This is a genomic window from Pseudomonas sp. GL_091, from assembly GCF_057837725.1.
Genome location: NZ_CM174451.1, coordinates 5,505,480 through 5,524,190, shown reverse-complemented (window position 1 = coordinate 5,524,190; position 18,711 = coordinate 5,505,480). Strand labels below are relative to the sequence as shown.

Annotated in this window: 17 protein-coding genes; 15 read left to right on the top strand and 2 right to left on the bottom strand. The window is 59.5% G+C overall.

The window, feature by feature from the left end; translation table 11 throughout:
• Window positions 1-14 precede the first annotated feature (14 nt).
• The 3 genes from dgoD (at window position 15) to AC3ITY_RS25010 (ending at window position 3,506) form a co-directional block, all read left to right on the top strand.
• Complete coding sequence (dgoD, locus tag AC3ITY_RS25020; RefSeq protein ID WP_223456192.1) at window positions 15-1,163, top strand: galactonate dehydratase; 1,149 nt, start codon at window positions 15-17, stop codon at window positions 1,161-1,163.
• Window positions 1,164-1,334: 171 nt separating this feature from the next.
• A complete protein-coding gene (locus AC3ITY_RS25015) occupies window positions 1,335-2,645 on the top strand; it encodes an MFS transporter (RefSeq protein WP_489305625.1) in 1,311 nt (436 codons plus the stop codon).
• Window positions 2,646-2,702: 57 nt separating this feature from the next.
• Window positions 2,703-3,506 (top strand): IclR family transcriptional regulator, encoded by an 804-nt coding sequence (locus AC3ITY_RS25010; protein WP_489305624.1) that lies wholly within the window; start codon window positions 2,703-2,705, stop codon window positions 3,504-3,506.
• On the opposite strand, the gene AC3ITY_RS25005 is transcribed toward AC3ITY_RS25010, so the two are convergent.
• Entirely contained in the window at window positions 3,503-4,555 is a 1,053-nt protein-coding gene (locus tag AC3ITY_RS25005; RefSeq protein ID WP_489305622.1) for an NAD(P)-dependent alcohol dehydrogenase, read from the bottom strand. The genes AC3ITY_RS25010 and AC3ITY_RS25005 overlap by 4 nt on opposite strands.
• 203 nt (window positions 4,556-4,758) lie before the next feature.
• Here AC3ITY_RS25005 and AC3ITY_RS25000 point away from each other — a divergent pair, with 203 nt between their 5' ends.
• The gene (locus AC3ITY_RS25000; RefSeq protein WP_489305620.1) at window positions 4,759-5,649 is read left to right on the top strand and encodes an AraC family transcriptional regulator; all 891 of its coding nucleotides are present in this window, start codon (window positions 4,759-4,761) and stop codon (window positions 5,647-5,649) included.
• Window positions 5,650-5,803: 154 nt separating this feature from the next.
• Here AC3ITY_RS25000 and AC3ITY_RS24995 read toward each other — a convergent pair whose 3' ends face one another.
• Complete coding sequence (locus AC3ITY_RS24995; RefSeq protein ID WP_489305618.1) at window positions 5,804-7,468, bottom strand: electron transfer flavoprotein-ubiquinone oxidoreductase; 1,665 nt, start codon at window positions 7,466-7,468, stop codon at window positions 5,804-5,806.
• A gap of 548 nt (window positions 7,469-8,016) precedes the next feature.
• On the opposite strand from AC3ITY_RS24995, the gene AC3ITY_RS24990 reads away from it, so the two are divergent.
• From AC3ITY_RS24990 to AC3ITY_RS24940, 11 genes are all read left to right on the top strand, one after another.
• Window positions 8,017-8,766: an electron transfer flavoprotein subunit beta/FixA family protein gene (locus AC3ITY_RS24990; protein WP_007945693.1), complete on the top strand. Its 750-nt coding sequence runs from the start codon at window positions 8,017-8,019 to the stop codon at window positions 8,764-8,766.
• Between the two features lie 2 nt (window positions 8,767-8,768).
• Window positions 8,769-9,698, top strand: coding sequence for an electron transfer flavoprotein subunit alpha/FixB family protein (locus AC3ITY_RS24985; protein WP_489305616.1), 930 nt, complete (start codon window positions 8,769-8,771; stop codon window positions 9,696-9,698).
• A gap of 194 nt (window positions 9,699-9,892) precedes the next feature.
• Entirely contained in the window at window positions 9,893-10,732 is an 840-nt protein-coding gene (locus tag AC3ITY_RS24980; protein ID WP_489305615.1) for a substrate-binding periplasmic protein, read from the top strand.
• Window positions 10,733-10,741: 9 nt separating this feature from the next.
• Complete coding sequence (locus AC3ITY_RS24975) at window positions 10,742-11,098, top strand: DUF4398 domain-containing protein (RefSeq protein ID WP_489305613.1); 357 nt, start codon at window positions 10,742-10,744, stop codon at window positions 11,096-11,098.
• Window positions 11,095-11,907 (top strand): OmpA family protein, encoded by an 813-nt coding sequence (locus tag AC3ITY_RS24970; protein ID WP_489305611.1) that lies wholly within the window; start codon window positions 11,095-11,097, stop codon window positions 11,905-11,907. The genes AC3ITY_RS24975 and AC3ITY_RS24970 overlap by 4 nt, the downstream gene beginning before the upstream one ends.
• A gap of 200 nt (window positions 11,908-12,107) precedes the next feature.
• Entirely contained in the window at window positions 12,108-13,547 is a 1,440-nt protein-coding gene (locus AC3ITY_RS24965; RefSeq protein ID WP_008050371.1) for an aminotransferase-like domain-containing protein, read from the top strand.
• An 80-nt stretch (window positions 13,548-13,627) separates the two neighbouring features.
• On the top strand, window positions 13,628-14,107 hold the full coding sequence (locus AC3ITY_RS24960; RefSeq protein ID WP_489305610.1) for a translation initiation factor 2: 480 nt from the start codon (window positions 13,628-13,630) through the stop codon (window positions 14,105-14,107).
• Between the two features lie 166 nt (window positions 14,108-14,273).
• Window positions 14,274-14,528 carry a YkgJ family cysteine cluster protein gene (locus tag AC3ITY_RS24955; protein ID WP_223543541.1) on the top strand — a complete coding sequence of 85 codons (255 nt, stop codon included), beginning with the start codon at window positions 14,274-14,276 and terminating at the stop codon, window positions 14,526-14,528.
• Between the two features lie 96 nt (window positions 14,529-14,624).
• The gene (locus AC3ITY_RS24950; protein ID WP_489305608.1) at window positions 14,625-15,230 is read left to right on the top strand and encodes an START domain-containing protein; all 606 of its coding nucleotides are present in this window, start codon (window positions 14,625-14,627) and stop codon (window positions 15,228-15,230) included.
• 337 nt (window positions 15,231-15,567) lie between these two features.
• Window positions 15,568-17,661 carry an LTA synthase family protein gene (locus AC3ITY_RS24945; RefSeq protein ID WP_489305606.1) on the top strand — a complete coding sequence of 698 codons (2,094 nt, stop codon included), beginning with the start codon at window positions 15,568-15,570 and terminating at the stop codon, window positions 17,659-17,661.
• A gap of 201 nt (window positions 17,662-17,862) precedes the next feature.
• Complete coding sequence (locus AC3ITY_RS24940; RefSeq protein WP_489305604.1) at window positions 17,863-18,678, top strand: SDR family oxidoreductase; 816 nt, start codon at window positions 17,863-17,865, stop codon at window positions 18,676-18,678.
• Window positions 18,679-18,711: the final 33 nt, after the last annotated feature.

The following is an 18,711-nucleotide window of genomic DNA, read 5'->3' as shown; positions in this document are numbered from 1 at the left end:
AAGAGAGCCAATAGATGAAAATCACCAAACTGACCACCTTCATCGTTCCGCCGCGCTGGTGCTTCCTCAAGGTCGAAACCGACGAGGGCGTCACCGGTTGGGGCGAGCCCGTAGTCGAAGGCCGCGCCCACACGGTTGCCGCTGCCGTTGAAGAATTGTCCGACTACCTGATCGGCAAAGACCCGCGCAACATCGAAGACATCTGGACCGTGCTCTACCGCGGCGGCTTCTACCGTGGCGGCGCGATCCACATGAGCGCCCTGGCCGGTATCGACCAGGCCTTGTGGGACATCAAGGGCAAGGCGCTGGGTGTGTCGGTCAGCGATCTGCTGGGTGGTCAGGTGCGGGACAAGATTCGTGTGTATTCGTGGATCGGCGGTGACCGTCCGGCAGACACCGCGCGGGCGGCGAAAGAAGCGGTCAGCCGGGGTTTCACTGCGGTGAAAATGAACGGCACCGAAGAGCTGCAGTTCCTCGACACCTTTGAAAAAGTCGACCTGGCGCTGGCCAACGTCGCCGCCGTGCGGGACGCCGTCGGCCCGAACGTCGGTATCGGCGTGGACTTCCATGGCCGCGTGCACAAGCCCATGGCCAAGGTGCTGATGAAGGAACTCGACCCGTACAAACTGATGTTCATCGAAGAACCGGTGCTCAGCGAAAACTACGAAGCGCTGAAAGAACTGGCACCGCTGACCAGCACGCCGATTGCCCTGGGCGAACGGTTGTTCTCGCGCTGGGATTTCAAGCGCGTGCTCAGCGAAGGTTATGTCGACATCATCCAGCCGGATGCCTCCCACGCCGGCGGCATCACCGAAACCCGCAAGATCGCCAACATGGCCGAAGCCTACGACGTGGCGCTGGCGCTGCATTGCCCGCTGGGCCCGATTGCCTTGGCGGCGTGCCTGCAACTGGACGCGGCTTGCTACAACGCGTTCATCCAGGAACAGAGCCTGGGCATCCATTACAACGAGAGCAACGACTTGCTCGACTACGTCAAAGACCCACGGGTGTTCGACTACGACAAAGGCTTCGTGAAGATCCCGAACGGCCCGGGCCTGGGTATCGAGATCAACGAGGAATACGTGATCGAACGCGCCGCCATCGGCCACCGCTGGCGCAACCCTATCTGGCGCCATGCCGATGGCAGTTTTGCCGAGTGGTGAGTGATCTCTGATTCACCACAAATCCCCTGTAGGAGCGAGCCTGCTCGCGATGTTGTATCAGTCGACATCAATGCTGAATGACACACCGCTATCGCGAGCAGGCTCACTCCCACAAGGGGGCTGCGTCAGTCTTTAGAACGACCTCAATAACCATAAGAAGAGGCACCCCTCATGCAACCGCAAACCCTCACCGGGCAGGCGTCGTTGGTGACGCCCAGCCGCAAGCGTTTTTTCATCATGGTGCTGTTGTTCATCACCGTGGTGATCAACTATCTGGACCGTAGCAACCTGTCGATTGCCGCCCCGGCATTGACCAGTGACCTGGGTATCGACCCGATCCACGTCGGCCTGATCTTCTCTGCGTTCGGCTGGACCTACGCTGCCATGCAAATCCCCGGTGGCTGGCTGGTGGATCGTGTGCCGCCACGGATTCTGTACAGCGTCGCCTTGCTGCTGTGGTCGGTGGCCACGGTGATGCTCGGCTTCGCCGCCAGCTTCATCGCACTGTTCGTGTTGCGCATGGCGGTCGGTGCCCTGGAAGCACCGGCCTATCCGATCAACAGCCGCGTGGTCACCACCTGGTTCCCTGAGCGCGAACGCGCCACGGCCATCGGTTTCTACACATCCGGGCAGTTCGTCGGCCTGGCGTTCCTGACGCCGGTACTGGCCTGGCTCCAGCACGAGTTCGGCTGGCATATGGTGTTTGTCGCCACCGGCGCGGCGGGCATTGTGTGGGCGGTGATCTGGTACGCGGTGTATCGCGAACCACGGGATTTCAAAGGCGCCAATGACGCAGAGATTGATCTGATCCGCGAGGGCGGCGGGCTGGTGGATATCCAGGCCGAACAAGCCAAGGTCAAAGCAAAATTCAGCTGGACCGACCTGGGCATTGTCCTGACCAAGCGCAAGCTATGGGGCATTTACCTCGGGCAGTTCTGCCTCAACTCGACCCTGTGGTTTTTCCTCACCTGGTTCCCGACCTACCTGGTGAAATACCGCGGCATGGACTTCATCAAGTCCGGCCTGTTGGCATCGCTGCCGTTTCTCGCGGCCTTTGTCGGTGTACTGTGTTCCGGTTTCTTCTCGGACTTTTTGATCCGTCGCGGTTACACGGTAGGTTTCGCCCGCAAGTTGCCGATCATAAGCGGCCTGCTGATTTCCACCTCGATCATCGGCGCCAACTTTGTCGAATCGACGCCGTTGGTGATTGCCTTCCTCGCGCTGGCATTCTTTGGCAACGGGTTGGCTTCGATTACCTGGTCGCTGGTGTCGACCTTGGCTCCGGCACGCTTGCTCGGGCTGACCGGCGGGGTGTTCAACTTCATCGGCAACCTGTCGGCGATTGCCACGCCTATCGTGATCGGCTTCCTCGCGACGGGTGATTCTTTTGCCCCGGCAATCACCTACATCTCGGTGCTGGCGTTGATTGGCGCACTGTCCTACATCCTGCTGGTGGGCAAGGTCGAGCGTATCAAGTTGTAGTCGTGGCGCGCGGGCGACCATAATGCCGCCCGTTCACTCGCTCAACGGTAGCTGGATATGCAGGAAGACGCCCCAAAAATCGCCAAGGACGCCGCGCCGACCGGCACCCAGACCCTGCTTCGCGGGTTGGGTGTGGTCCAGGCTGTGGCCAGCGGCGCCCGCGATCTCAAGGAAATCGCCCGGCTGATCGGCACCACGCGCAGCACCACCCATCGCCTGGCCAGTTGCCTGGTGGACGAGCGCTATTTGCGGGTGGTGCCGCAAGTGGGTTATCTGCTGGGGCCGAAACTGATCGAGTTGGGCTTTCAGGCCCGTGAAGAGTTGCCATTGGTGACCCTGGCCGGGCCGTATCTGGATGAGTTGTCGGCCTTGACCGGCGACACCATTCACCTGGCGATTCGTGAAGGCGACGAAGTGCTGTACCTGCACAAGAATCCGGGGCGCAATGGCCCGGAAATGCGTTCGCGGGTCGGCCATCGCATGCCGTTGGCGCGCACCGGGATCGGCAAGGCGCTGATGCTCGATGATTCGCCGCAAGAGTGGCAGCGCCTGTTCGAAGTCAGCCTGCCGGTGGGTGGGAAAAACCAGTTCTGGCCGCAGCACCCGGAGCAATCCTGGGAGCAGTTCGAGCGGCGCATGGTCGAGTATGTGGCCGGCGGTTATGCCTTCGACCTGGAAGACAACGAACCGTCGATCCGTTGCGTGGCGGCGCCGATCCGTGATGCCAGCAAACGCATCGTCGCCGGTATCAGCATCGCCAGTACCGTGCCGTACATGCCGCTGGAAAAAATGGCCGAGCTGATTCCCCTGATCAAAGGGGTCACAACCCGGCTGTCGGCAGAGCTTGGTCTTAAGGTTTAAACCTTGAGGGTCGCCATGTCGATGACGAAGCGGTACTTCACGTCACCGGCGATCATGCGGGCGTAAGCCTCGTTGATCTGGCGGATGTCGAGCATTTCGATGTCACAGGTGATGTTGTGCTCGGCGCAGAAATCCAGCACTTCCTGGGTTTCGGCGATGCCGCCGATCAGCGAGCCCGCGAGCACGCGACGCCCCAACACCAGTTTGGCGGCATGTACCGGCGGCTCCACCGGTTCGATCAACCCCACCAGGATATGCACGCCGTCGAAACGCAGCGTATCGAGGTAAGGGTTGAGGTCGTGTTGTACCGGAATAGTGTCCAGCAGGAAGTCGAAGTGACCGGCGGCAGCCTGCATCTGCGCGTCATCGGTGGACACGATCACATGGTCCGCGCCCTGGCGGCGAGCCTCTTCAGCCTTGCTTGCCGAACGAGTGAACAGCGTCACTTCGGCGCCCATGGCCTTGGCGAACTTGATGCCCATGTGGCCCAGGCCACCCATGCCGAGAATCCCGACCTTGTCACCGGCCTTCACGCCATAGTGCTTGAGCGGCGAGTAGGTGGTGATGCCGGCGCACAGGATTGGCGCGGCGCTGGCCGGGTCCAGTGACTCGGGGATACGCACCACGAAGTGTTCGCTGACCACGATACTGTCGGAGTAGCCGCCCATGGTGTTGCTGCCGTCGACCCGGTCCGGGGTGGCGTAAGTCAAGGTCGGGCCTTCGAGGCAGTATTGCTCGAGATTGGCCCGGCAAGCTTCGCAACTGCGGCACGAGTCAACCATGCAGCCGACACCGACCAGATCGCCGATTTTGTGTTGGGTGACGTTCGCACCGACGGCGGTAACTTTGCCTACGATTTCGTGGCCGGGCATCAGCGGGTAAACGGCAATGCCCCACTCGTTGCGGGCCTGATGGATGTCGGAATGGCAAACGCCGCAGTAGAGAATCTCGATGGCAACGTCGTCGGCCCGTGGGCTGCGGCGTTCGAATTTCACGGGGGCGAGGGGAGTGGTGGCCGACTGGGCGGCGTATCCGATGGCGGTGTACATGGTGAACCTCGCAAAAGCGCTGACGGGTGAGGTGGCGCATTCTGGGCGCCGAACCCTGTACCGGCCATGGCGATTCCTCCGGGTGTCATGCCTATTCCTCCGGCATGCGGGTGTGAGCCGTCGCATTGGTCAGCGGATCTGCGATGATGCTTTCGTCCCTTTTTCCGTGACTTTTTTTGTGACTTTTTTTGTGAAGAGCCCCGATGCTGTTAACCCGTCACCTTGATGCCAATGCCACCCTGGTTTCGCTGATCGAGCCGTTGTCCACTCGCGACGGTTTTGTCCCGACTGCCTTGCCGGGCGTGCAGGTTCTGCGGGCCAGTTGCGATGTGGCTCGTGGGCCGCAGATCTACGAGCCGAGCCTGGTGATCATCGCCCAGGGCAGCAAACTGGCGCACCTGGGGCCGCGCACCCTGGAATATGGCGCGGGGCACTACCTGATTCAGGCGCTGCCGGTGCCGTTCGAGTGTGAAACCTTTGCCGCTCCGGATGGGCCAATGCTTGGGGTGTCGGTCGCGATCGACCGGGTGACGCTGGGCGAGCTGGTATTGGCGATGGGCCTGGCGCCGGGGCGGCATATTCCGGCGCAAACGCCTGAGTCCATGACCTCGGCAGTGCTCGATGCTGCGATGCGCGGTTGTGTCGAGCGACTGCTGCGCTGCCTGCACGATCCGCTGGAATGCCAGATCATGGGGCAAGCGCGATTGCGCGAGTTGCTGTTCGTCGCATTGCGCGGTCCGCAAGCCGATGTGTTGCGGGCGCTGGTGGAGCAGCAGGGGCAATTCGCCCGGATCGCGGCATCCCTCAGTCATCTGCATGCGCATTTTGCCGAACCGCTGAACGTCGAGACCCTGGCCAGTTGCGCGAACATGAGTGCGTCGACCTTTCACGAGCATTTCAAGCGCAGCACCTTGTTGTCACCGGTGCAGTATCTGAAGCGATTGCGTTTGCTCAGGGCGCAGCAGTTGTTGCTGGGCGAGGGGCTGGGCGTGGCGCAAGTGGCGCATCGGGTGGGGTATCAGAGCACGTCGCAGTTCAGTCGCGAGTACAAGCGGTACTTTGAGCGTAATCCCGGAGATGAACGCGCAGCCTGACTCGCCGCAACCCCCTGTGGGAGCGAGCTTGCTCGCGATGGAGTGTCAGTCAACATTAATGCTGAATGACACACCATCGCGAGCAAGCTCGCTCCTACAATCGCAGGCAACAAAAAGGCCCCCGTTTCGGGAGCCTTGATGTTCGCAGTTCGGCTTACATGTTCGGGTAAGTCGGGCCGCCAGAGCCTTCCGGCGTCACCCAGGTGATGTTCTGTGCAGGGTCCTTGATGTCGCAGGTCTTGCAGTGAACGCAGTTCTGGGCGTTGATCTGGAAGCGCTTCTCGCCGTCTTCCTTGGTGATCACTTCATACACGCCGGCCGGGCAGTAACGCTGTGCCGGCTCATCGTACAGCGGCAGGTTCTTGCTGATCGGGATGCTTGGATCGGCCAGCTTGAGGTGGCACGGTTGCTCTTCTTCGTGGTTGGTACCGGAGATGAACACCGAGCTGAGTTTGTCGAAGCTGATCTTGCCGTCCGGTTTCGGGTAGTCGATCTTCTTGCAGTCGGCCGCCAGTTTCAGGCAAGCGTAATCCGGCTTGGTGTCGTGCAGGGTGAACGGCAGTTTGCCGCCGAAGATGTTCTGGTCGAGCCAGTTGAAACCGCCACCAACGATGGCGCCGAACTTGTGGATCGCCGGGCCGAAGTTGCGGCTGGCGAACAGTTCTTCGTAGAGCCAGCTCTTCTTGAACGCGTCGACGTAAGTGGTCAGCTCTTCGCTGCTGTCCTTCTCGGCGAACAGCGCGTCAGCCACGGATTCAGCGGCGAGCATGCCGGACTTCATCGCGGTGTGGCTGCCTTTGATCTTGGCGAAGTTCAGGGTGCCGAGGTCGCAACCGATCAGCGCGCCGCCCTTGAAGACCATTTTCGGCAGCGAGTTCAGGCCGCCCTTGCAGATGGCGCGGGCGCCGTAGCTGATGCGCTTGCCGCCTTCCAGGTACTGAGCAAGCACCGGGTGATGCTTGAGGCGCTGGAACTCGTCGAACGGCGACAGGTAGGTGTTGCTGTAGGACAGGTCGACGATTAGGCCAACCACGACCTGGTTGTTTTCCAGGTGATAGAGGAATGAGCCACCGGTGTTCTCGGTGCCCATGATGTCCATCGGCCAACCGGCGGTGTGCACCACCAGGCCAGGCTGGTGCTTGGCTGGGTCGACTTCCCAGATTTCTTTCAGGCCGATGCCGTAGTGCTGGGCATCAGCGTCAGTGTCCAGGTTGAAACGCTTGATCAGCTGCTTGCCGATGTGGCCACGGCAACCTTCGGCGAACAGCGTGTACTTGCCACGCAGTTCCATGCCCGGGGTGTACAGGCCTTCCTTCGGATTGCCTTCGCGGTCGACGCCCAGGTCGCCGGTGATGATCCCGCGAACCACGCCGTTCTCGTCGATCAGCGCTTCCTGAGCGGCGAAGCCCGGGTAGATTTCCACGCCCAGGTTCTCGGCCTGCTGGGCCAGCCAGCGGCACAGGTTGCCCAGGGAAATGATGTAGTTGCCTTCGTTGTGCATGGTCTTGGGCACAAAGAAGTCTGGAATTTTCTGCGCGCTTTCAGCGTTCTTCAGCACGAAGATGTCGTCGCGGGTGACGGGGGTGTTCAGCGGCGCACCGAGTTCTTTCCAGTCCGGGAACAGTTCGTTCAGGGCCCGTGGTTCGAACACGGCACCGGACAGGATGTGAGCACCGACTTCGGAGCCTTTTTCGACCACGCAGACGCTGATTTCCTTACCGGCTTGCGCAGCCTTCTGCTTCAAGCGGCAGGCGGCGGAAAGACCAGCGGGGCCGGCACCGACGATGACAACGTCGAATTCCATGTATTCGCGTTCCACAGGTTATCTCCTACTCAAGGCTCAACAGTTTTTTTTCTAATTTGGAAGTCGGGTGTCGCATCCATGAATCCCAGCACAGCGCCGGGAGCGGACAATCGATTGACCACCTTTCTCTTTGGGTGGCGCATTATATCTACACCACTCTCAGCGTCCAATACAAACGTTTGTTTGAATTGGCTCAAAGCCAGAGAAATCAAAGTCACGCGCCTTATGAACGGCCATTTTGGCGTATTGACCGGAATAGGCGTTCCGGTCAAGATACGGGCGGTTTTGCGCTCGCCGTAGGCTGACTGTTGGTTTCAAGAGCACCTCTAAAGACAGGGCGATGGCAGTAGAGAGTGATGCGCTGCGCGGGTTTGATGCGCAGTTTACACGCCGCGATGTTGAATGACTCGTCAGTCACCACTGACGAACGGTCATTCAGATCATGAGTGATGGTCACTTGACAGCTTTGCCGGCGTTTTTGGAGGTGCCCTTGCGCCCGATGAGTATCAACCGCCAGGTTCGCCTAGGCGACTTTCTTTTCACCGGAGAGTAACGAGGAATCCATGAAGGTTCTTGTAGCTGTCAAACGCGTTGTGGATTACAACGTCAAGGTTCGCGTCAAGGCGGACAATTCCGGCGTCGATCTTGCCAACGTCAAGATGTCGATGAACCCGTTCTGCGAAATCGCCGTGGAAGAAGCCGTACGCCTGAAAGAGAAGGGTGTTGCGACTGAAATCGTCGTCGTCTCCGTAGGCCCGTCCACCGCTCAAGAGCAACTGCGCACCGCGCTGGCTCTGGGTGCCGACCGCGCCATCCTCGTCGAGTCCGCCGAAGACCTGACTTCCCTGGCCGTTGCCAAGCTGCTCAAGGCTGTTGTCGACAAGGAACAGCCTCAGCTGGTGATCCTTGGCAAACAGGCCATCGACAGCGACAACAACCAGACTGGCCAGATGCTCGCTGCATTGAGCGGCTACGGTCAGGGCACGTTCGCTTCGAAAGTCGAAATCAGCGGCGACAGCGTTGCCGTGACTCGCGAAGTCGACGGCGGCGCACAGACAGTTTCCCTGAAACTGCCGGCCATCGTCACCACCGACCTGCGTTTGAACGAGCCGCGCTATGCGTCTCTGCCAAACATCATGAAAGCCAAGAAGAAGCCTCTCGAAGTGCTGACTCCGGACGCTTTGGGCGTTTCCACCGCCTCCACCAACAAGACCGTCAAAGTCGAAGCGCCTGCTGCACGCAGCGCGGGTATCAAGGTCAAGTCGGTGGCTGAACTGGTCGAGAAACTGAAAAACGAAGCGAAGGTAATCTAATCATGACTATCTTGGTAATCGCTGAGCACGACAACAAGGTTGTGGCGCCTGCCACCCTGAACACCGTTGCTGCTGCCGCCAAAATCGGTGGCGACATTCACGTTCTGGTTGCTGGCCAGGGCGTTGGTGCCGTGGCTGAAGCCGCTGCGAAAATCGCTGGCGTGAGCAAAGTATTGGTAGCCGACAACGCCGCCTACGCTCACCAGCTGCCGGAAAACATCGCTCCTCTGGTTGCGGAGTTGGGCAAGGGCTACAGCCACATCCTGGCTGCCGCTACTTCCAACGGCAAAAACATCCTGCCGCGCGTTGCCGCTGCACTGGACGTTGACCAGATCTCCGAGATCATCTCGGTAGAAAGCGCTGACACGTTCAAGCGCCCGATCTATGCCGGTAACGCCATCGCTACCGTTCAGTCGAACGCTGCAGTGAAAGTGATCACCGTGCGTGCCACCGGTTTCGACCCGGTTGCCGCTGAAGGCGGTTCCGCTGCCGTTGAAGCTGTTGCTGCTGCCCACGACGCTGGTATCTCCAGCTTCGTTGGCGAAGAGCTGGCCAAGTCCGATCGTCCGGAACTGACCGCTGCCAAGATCGTCGTTTCCGGCGGCCGTGGCATGCAGAACGGCGACAACTTCAAACACCTGTACGCCCTGGCCGACAAGCTGGGCGCTGCCGTCGGTGCTTCCCGCGCCGCGGTCGACGCAGGTTTTGTACCCAACGACATGCAGGTCGGTCAGACCGGCAAGATCGTTGCTCCACAGCTGTACATCGCCGTCGGTATCTCCGGCGCGATCCAGCACCTGGCCGGCATGAAAGACTCCAAAGTGATCGTTGCGATCAACAAGGACGAAGAAGCGCCGATCTTCCAGGTGGCCGATTACGGCCTGGTGGCGGACTTGTTCGAAGCTATCCCTGAGTTCGAGAAGCTGGTCTAATCCGGCGGCTTGACTTATAAAGAGCCCGACCTTTTGGTCGGGCTTTTTTTTGCTCTTCTGTAGGAGCGAGCCTGCTCGCGAAGGACTCAAATGCGCCGCGTTTTTCCAGAATGAACGCGTCATCGTTAACGCTCATCGCGAGCAAGCTCGCTCCTACAAGGGGGCATAACCGGGTATGAGTGGAGTGTGTGGCCATGGATCTGCGCTGTGTGTGGAGCTTGCTGGGATTGACGCTATTGCCGGCGCTGTCTGTCGCCGCAGGCAAATGCGAACGCCTGGTGGTCACCGGCAGCCCGGACGCGCCACCGTACCTGTGGCAAGACCCGCAGAACCCCAAGTACCTGATCGGTGCCAGCGCTGATTTGCTGCAGCAAGTGGCGGGGGAGTTGGGGCTCAAGGTCGAACTGCTTTATGCCGGCAAACGCGCCCAGGCCCTGGACGAAGTGCGCAGCGGGCGCATGGATATGCTGGCGGATGCGACGTTGACCGTCAGCGAGCTGGAGACCCTGGATTACATCCATCCACCCTTGCTGGAAAACGACTATCTGGTCTGGACTCGCAAGGATTCGATGCTGATCTACAACGAAGCACAAGACCTGCACGGCCATCCCGGTGCCGTGTCGGAAAAGGCCCGATTGACCCCGCAATTCAGCACGTTTACCGGACAGCAGCTAACCCTCACGCGCACGTCCAATCTGACCCAGGCCTTTCAGAAACTTTTGTTGGGCGAGGTCGAATTTGTACTGGCAGGACGTTACTCGGGCATGGCGACCGCACAGACACTGGGCATGGCCGCTGATCTTATCGCGCGCTCGCAACCGGTCGACAAGCCTGGTCTGTACCTGGCGATTTCCCATGACTCGGCGTGCAACGATCCGTGGTTACGCGGACAGTTGGCCAAAAAGATGACAGAATTGCCCGCGTCCGGACTGACGGAGGCCGTGCTGATGCGCAATATCGAGCGCTGGAAAGCACAACGCTCACAACCACAGCCAACCCCCCCGCAACAACCCGTCAGTACCCCAAAACAGTAAGGATTTTTAGTGAGTATTCGACCTCTTTTCGCTGCCGTGGCCTTTGCCGCCCTGGCGGCTTGTGCAACCGATCCTGCGCCGAATGAACAGATTCGCCTGACCGAACAGGCACTCGAACAGGCCACGGCCGTGGGCGCCACGGCAGACGATGTGCCGGAAATGAAACTGGCCGAAGACAAGTTCAACCGCGCCAAGGGCAACATGACTGATCAATCCTTCAAAAACGCACGCATGCGGGCCGAACAGGCCGAGCTCGATGCGCGTCTGGCTGAAGCCAAGGTGTTGACGGCCAAGAGCGAGGAACAGTTGAACGTGCTTAACACCCGCATCGCTCGCCTGCGTAAGCAACTGGGAGATGCCGAATGAGCCTCAAGACTAAAGCCCTCGGCGGTTTGATCCTGGCAGGCTGCGCGAGCCTCTTTGGCTGCGCCAGCCAGCACAGCGAGTCCGCGTTGCAGCAGGCCAGTGTCGACTTTCAGAAGGTCAAGGAAGACTCCAATGTGCTGCGAATCGCCCCCAAGGACGTGATTCGCGCCGGTGAGTCCCTGGCCCGTGCCGATCGCCTGTCCAGCTATTGGGGCAGCGGTTCGGACGTGGTGCATTACGCCTACCTGAGTCAGCGCTATAGCGCCATTGCCCGGGAACACACCAATCAGGTGCTCAATGAAGAGCAAGCAGCGAAGCTCGAGCTGGAGCGGCAGCGCCTGCAATTGGCACTGCGTGAATCCAAACTGTTCAGCGTGCAGCAGCAAGGCAAATGGCTCGAAGAGCAGATACTGGCATTAACCACCACCCAGACCGACCGTGGTCTGGTGATGACATTGGGCGACATGCTGTTCGACACGGGCGAAGCGGAGTTGAAACCTTCGGCCAACCGTGTGGTGTTGAAGATCGTGCAGTTCCTGCAACTCAACCCCAAGCGGGTGGTGCGGATCGAAGGTTATACGGACAGTACCGGGGGCAAGCAGGAAAACCTCAAGCTGTCCCGCGACCGCGCACAATCGGTGGCTGACGTGCTGATGGACCTGGGCATCGACGACAAGCGCATCCAGGTCGAGGGTTATGGCGACGAGTATCCGGTAGACGCGAATGCGTCGGAACGGGGCCGGGCGCAGAATCGTCGGGTGGAAATTGTGTTTTCCGACGAAAAGGGCCAGCTCGGCGCTGCCCGCTAAGGGTTGCGTCGCTGGAAAGCCCGGCCTGCCATGCAGTGCCGGGTTTTTTTTGCCTGCCGATTACCGCACAAAACAGTACAGATTTTGCTGACACTGCACTGTACGGTCGACTATTGTGGCAACTGTCCCCGTACACTTCTAAACTGTTCCGGTATTGTTTTACACAAGAATAAAATGCCCGTGAAATCGAGTGCTGCGTCATGACCAATCTTTTGCTCTATCAACGTATTGCTCAACAACTGGCCGAAGACATCCGCCGTGGGGTCTATCAGCCGGGAGAGCGCGTGCCTTCGGTACGCAAGATGAGCTCGCAGCTCAATGTCAGCCATGCGACGGTGTTGCAGGCGTATGCCAATCTCGAAGATCAGGGGCTGATCCGCGCCCGGCCGCAGTCGGGTTACTACGTGCACCAGACGCCGGCACTCACTGCACCGACGCCGGACATCGCCCGGGTCGAGCGCCCCGGCCTGGTCACCCGCAGCAGCATCATTCAGCAAGTCCTGGTCGAATCCCGTCGTGAAGGTGTCTTCCCGCTGGGCGCTGCGGTGCCGAGTGTCGACTATTTGCCGGTGCGGGCACTGCATCAGCAATTGGCCAAGGTCACCCGTTTCCATAGCCCGCGGGCCTTCAGCTACATGTTCAGCCCCGGTTTCGAGCCGTTGCGCCGACAGGTGGCGATCCGCATGCGCGATGCCGGCGTGGTGGTCGATCCGTCGGAAGTGGTGATCACCCACGGTTGCGTCGATGCGCTGCAGATGTCCTTGCGTGTGCTGACCCGTCCGGGCGATCTGATCGCGGCCGAATCGCCGACTTATTACGGGTTGCTGCAACTGGCCGACCTGCTGGGCCTCAAGGTCATCGAGATCCCTAGCGATCCAGCCACGGGCATGAGCCTGGAAGCCCTGCAGCTGGCGGCCAACCAATGGTCGATCAAGGCGTTGGTGTTGACCACCCGTCTGAGCAATCCATTGGGCGGTACCATGCCGGAGGAGCGGCAGAAACAATTGCTGCGCCTGGCGTCGGACTTCGATATCCAGATTGTCGAAGACGATATCTACGGTGAGCTGATGTTCGAGCAGGGGCGCACCAAGTCCCTCAAGGCATACGATCGGCTGGATCGGGTGATCTATTGTTCGAGCTTCTCCAAGACCCTGTCGCCTGGCGTGCGGATCGGCTGGATGATTGCCGGCAAGTATCAGCAGGAAATCCAGCGTTTGCAGACCTTCAGCACGCATTCCGCGTGCAGCGTGACCCAGATGGGCATTGCCGCGTACCTGGAAAATGGCGGGTACGACCGGCATTTGCGCTTCATCCGTCAGGAATACCGGAAAAACCTCAGTGCCTTCCAGCTGGCGGTGCAGCAGTATTTCCCGGAAGGCACGCAGATGACCCGGCCTACCGGTGGCTTCATTCTGTGGGTCAGTCTGCCGGGGCGGGTCAACACGCAAGAGTTGCACGTGCGGGCATTGCAGCAGGGCATCAGTATCGCGCCGGGACTGATCTTCAGTAATACCGAGCAATTCAATCACTGCATCCGGCTCAACTGCGGCATCCCGTGGAACCGTGAAGCCGAGCGCGCATTGATGACCCTGGGCATGCTGGCCACCCAACTCTGCCAGGAGATGGCTGGCGGTTTGTAACAGGCTGCTACTGCGCTTGTCATGTGGGCTGCAACAGGCGAGCATATGCATCTCTGCCGTTTGCACCCACCGTGGGATACATGAAACCGACTTTTCCTGCCACCTGGCTTTTGCTCTGCCTGATTGCGAGTATTCAGCCGGCATCCGTCATGGCGGCTACCGAGCAGGATCAGACTACCGGCAGTTTCCATGTCACACCGATAGAAACCGCACCTGCGAAAAAAGCCTCGGCGACCAGTAAGCAGGCGACGCCCGTGAAAAAGCGTCCGCCCATTGCCTCCAAATCGAAACCGGCCAGCGATGTGGTAAAGACTGAGCTTCCATCTGCCAATCTGGACTTGAGTTTGCCCCGGGACATGGTTCAGGAGCTGAAGCCTGTCGGTACGGTGCCGTTGACCAGGCGTGAACCGTTGTTACCCCAGATGTTCGGTGACAAAAGCGGCAGCAGTCCGTTCCAGCTCAACGGCCGCCTGCTCAGCAATGAAATGCAGCTGCAACTGCGAAATGAAGAGCGCCGTGAGGTCGAAGGCGCGGCACTGGATTTCGAGTTCAAGCAGTAACCTCATCAGGATCCGCGAGCCGCAGGCCAGACGCTTTGTCGGAGACTGGCCGGTCATGCCCGTTTGCATTGAAAAACCCGCTCGCAGGTAATTTAAAACAACTGTTTTAGCGGGTACTCTGTGCCCCGTCCATTAACACATTGCTCGTCGCGAGGAGCTTGTCGTCATGAAATGCCGTGAGGGCTGTGGCGCTTGTTGCATTGCCCCTTCCATCAGTTCACCGATTCCCGGTATGCCCAACGGCAAGGCCGCGGGGCAGCGTTGCCTGCAACTTTCCTCCGATAACCTGTGCAGTATTTTCGGCCAGCCAGAACGGCCGGCGGTGTGTTCTGCCTTCGATGCCGACCCCGAGGTGTGCGGAAGTAGCAGCGAAGAAGCCATCCGGTTGATTGGCTGGTGGGAGCAAATGACGGCGGCGTGATGTGTGGGCTTGCACCTCCGATCACCTCCGAAAAACCTGAAGGTGATCGGAGGTGCAAGCCCAACGAACGGAACTTCAACAATAAGGAATAAGACTATGGGTTCGCTGCATCGTATGGCTGTGCTGTGTGGTTTGACGGTTGCGCTGGTTACCTCGACGGCCCAGGCAGAAGACTGGAAAGTCAAAAAAGACGAAGACGGTATCAAGATCTCCCTGAGTGAAGTGGCCGGCTCCGACTACAAGGCCTACCAGGGCGTCACGTTGATGAAAACCACCATCGCCAAGCTGCGTGCGTTGCAGGAAGACGTGCCCGGAGCCTGTGCCTGGATTCACGAATGCAAAACCCAGAAGCTGCTCAAGCACGAAGGTGACCAGAGCTGGACCTACACTCAGTTCAATACCCCGTGGCCGGTTACTCCGCGTGATTCGGTGTTGCATGTCACCACCATCGAAGGGGCTGATGGCAGCCTGACCCGCAAGCTCGAAGGCGTACCGAAATACATTCCTGAAGAAAAAGGCTTCGTCCGGGTCGCCAAGGTCGACGGTTTCTGGAAGTTCGTACCCAAGGGCGACCAGATCGAAGTGACCTATCAGGTGCACACCGAACCGGGCGGCAGCGTGCCGTCGATGGTGGCCAACAAGTTCGTGGTCGATGCCCCGTTCAATACCTTGAAAGCTCTCAAGGAACGCGCCGAGAAGTAACTGTGTCGTTCTTTTGAGGTGACTTCGTAACGCCCCGACTCGATCGGGGCGTTTGCGTTTTTGACCGGTGCGCAGGCTTTAATTTGTTTCTGGATATGCGTTGCACGAAATTTTCACCAGGTCTCCAAGACAATTCGCCGGCTCTCCCCTAACGCGCTGCCTATTGCTGAACGCAGGATGAAACAGTCGGAATGAGGGTAGTTATCAATGGCAATGCTGCCGTTGATCGTGCAACATTTGCGCACCGCGCAAACCCCCGGGCCTGGTACAGGCCGAAAAGAGGGCAAGGCGCAGCAGTATTTTTGAAACTTCAACTTCCAATGGGTCCTAAAACGACATGGCAATCCCGGACGCCCTGAATCAGCAGCGAGCTTCTAGTCGCCTGCTGCAACCGACCGTCAAATCGCATCTGGCCTACACGCTATTGTGTGCCCTGGTCATGATGGTCATGTTCAGCCTGCTGCGCGTCGCGCTGCTGGTTTACAACCGCTCGATGATCCTCGACACACCGGCCTCGACTTTCCTCGAAGCATTCGCCAACGGACTGCGTTTCGACCTGCGTCTGGTGGTCTATCTCAGTATTCCGTTGCTGCTGGCCTTGTTCAGCGCCCGGGCCATGGCGGCGCGCGGGCTGTTCCGTCTCTGGCTGACGATTGTCTCCAGCATTGCGCTGTTCCTGGGCCTGATGGAGATGGACTTCTATCGTGAGTTCCACCAGCGCCTCAACGGCCTGGTCTTCCAGTACGTCAAGGAAGATCCGAAAACCGTGATGAGCATGCTCTGGTACGGTTTCCCGGTGGTCCGTTACCTGCTGGCATGGGCCGTGGGCACCTGGATCCTGAGCCTGGCATTCAAGGGCGCCGACCGTGCGACCCGCCCTCGTGGCCCGTTCAGTGGCGGCAGCATCGGCACTCGCCAGGTTGCGCCGTGGTATGCGCGTATCGCGGTATTCGTTGTGTGTCTGCTGGTTTGCGTGGTCGCCGCTCGTGGCACCTTGCGTCAAGGCCCGCCATTGCGTTGGGGTGACGTCTACACCACCAACTCGATTTTCGCCAACCAGTTGGGCCTCAACGGCACCCTGCAGTTGGTTGCCGCAGCGAAGAGCCGGATGTCCGAAGAGCGTGACAACATCTGGAAGGCCACCCTGCCTCAAGAGCAGGCCCAGCAGATCGTGCGTGACATGCTGGTGCTGCCCGACGAAAAACTGGTAGAAGCCGACATGGCCGCTGTACGTCGTGACTACACGCCGCCGGCCGACAAGACCCTGCCGATCAAGAACGTCGTCGTGATCCTGATGGAAAGCATGGCCGGTCACTCGGTGGGTGCTTTGGGCGGGCCGGGCAACATTACGCCGTACCTCGACAAGCTGTCGAAGGAAGGCCTGCTGTTCGACCGCTTCTTCTCCAACGGTACTCATACCCACCAGGGCATGTTCGCCACCATGGGTTGCTTCCCGAACCTGCCGGGTTTTGAATACCTGATGCAGACCCCGGAAGGCAGCCATAAGCTGTCTGGCCTGCCGCAGTTGCTCAGTGCCCGTCACTATGACGACGTGTATGTCTACAACGGTGATTTCGCCTGGGACAACCAGTCGGGCTTCTTCAGCAACCAGGGCATGACCAACTTCATCGGCCGTAACGATTTCGTTAACCCGGTGTTCTCCGACCCGACATGGGGCGTGTCCGACCAGGATATGTTCGATCGCAGCCTGCAAGAACTCAAGGCGCGGGAAAACGGCAAACCGTTCTATGCCTTGCTGCAAACCCTGTCCAACCACACCCCATACGCCTTGCCGACGCCATTGCCGGTCGAACCCGTGACCAATCGCGGCAGCCTGAACGAACACTTGACCGCCATGCGTTACGCGGACTGGGCGCTGGGCCAGTTCTTTGAAAAGGCCCGCAAGGAGCCGTACTTCAAGGAAACCTTGTTCGTCATCGTCGGTGACCACGGTTTTGGTAACGAACAGCAGATCACCGAAATGGACCTGGGCCGCTTCAACGTGCCGATGTTGATGATCGCGCCGGGCATCCAGGAGAAGTTCGGTCAGCGTGACCACACCGTGGGCACCCAGATCGACATCGTGCCGACCATCATGGGCCGCCTGGGCGGCGAAACTCGCCAGCAATGCTGGGGCCGCGATCTGCTCAACCTGCCTGACGGCGATAAGGGTTTTGGTGTGATCAAACCTTCGGGTAACGAGCAGACCACGGCCATCCTCAGCGACGACCGGATCCTTGTACTGCCGAAGGAAAAGGACATGGCGCCAAAGTTGTATCAGTACGAAATGGGCGCTACGCCGCATGCCGAGATCATTGCGGATGCACCGGGTGCCGCTGAGTTGAAGCTCAAGCTCGAAGCGTTCCTGCAAACGGCGACCAAGAGTCTGCTGGACAACACCGCCGGTGTAGTTCATGGCACGCCGCAGTAAGTTGTGACGCAAAATAAAAAAGAGGCTCTTCAAGAGCCTCTTTTTTTTTGCCTGGCGGGTCTTTATCTTTTTTTGTTGCATTAGTTGCTTCAAAGGCTCCCGCGGTTTGCTTGGGCCATTCAGCAATCTGATGGAGCGTGGGTCGGGCAATTTCCTTCGCTACACTCGGTGCATCTTCCGAGAACAACAAGGCTGTTTGCTATGCAAAATCGCATGATGATCACTGGTGCAGGCTCGGGCCTGGGTCGCGAAATCGCGCTGCGCTGGGCGCGTGAGGGCTGGCAACTGGCCTTGTCGGACGTCAGCGAGCCCGGCTTGCAGGAAACCCTCAAGCTGGTCCGCGAAGCGGGCGGCGACGGTTTTATCCAACGCTGTGACGTGCGCGATTACAGCCAGCTGACGGCGTTCGCCCAGGCCTGCGAAGTCAAGTTCGGCGGCATCGATGTCATCGTCAATAACGCGGGCGTGGCGTCTGGCGGGTTCTTCAGTGAGTTGTCCCTTGAGGACTGGGACTGGCAGATCGCGATCAATCTGATGGGTGTGGTCAAGGGCTGCAAGGCTTTCTTGCCACTGCTGGAAAAAAGCAAAGGCAAGATCATCAACATCGCGTCCATGGCCGCGCTGATGCAAGGCCCGGCGATGAGCAACTACAACGTGGCCAAGGCGGGCGTGGTGGCGTTGTCCGAAAGCCTGCTGATCGAGCTGGCGCATCAGGAAGTCGGCGTGCATGTGGTGTGCCCGTCGTTCTTCCAGACCAACCTGCTGGACTCCTTCCGCGGCCCGACTCCGGCCATGAAAGCCCAGGTCGGCAAGTTGCTGGAAAGCTCGCCCATCAGCGCCGCCGACATCGCCGACTATATCTACCGGCAGGTCGCCGCTGGCGAGTTCATGATCCTGCCCCACGAACAGGGCCGCATGGCCTGGGCGATCAAGCAGAAGAACCCGCAATTGCTCTACAACGAAATGACCGTCATGGCCGACAAAATGCGCGCCAAGGCCAGGCAATCGGCAAGCTGATCTTGCCCGCAGGCGACGCTGTGGTTAGGGTGG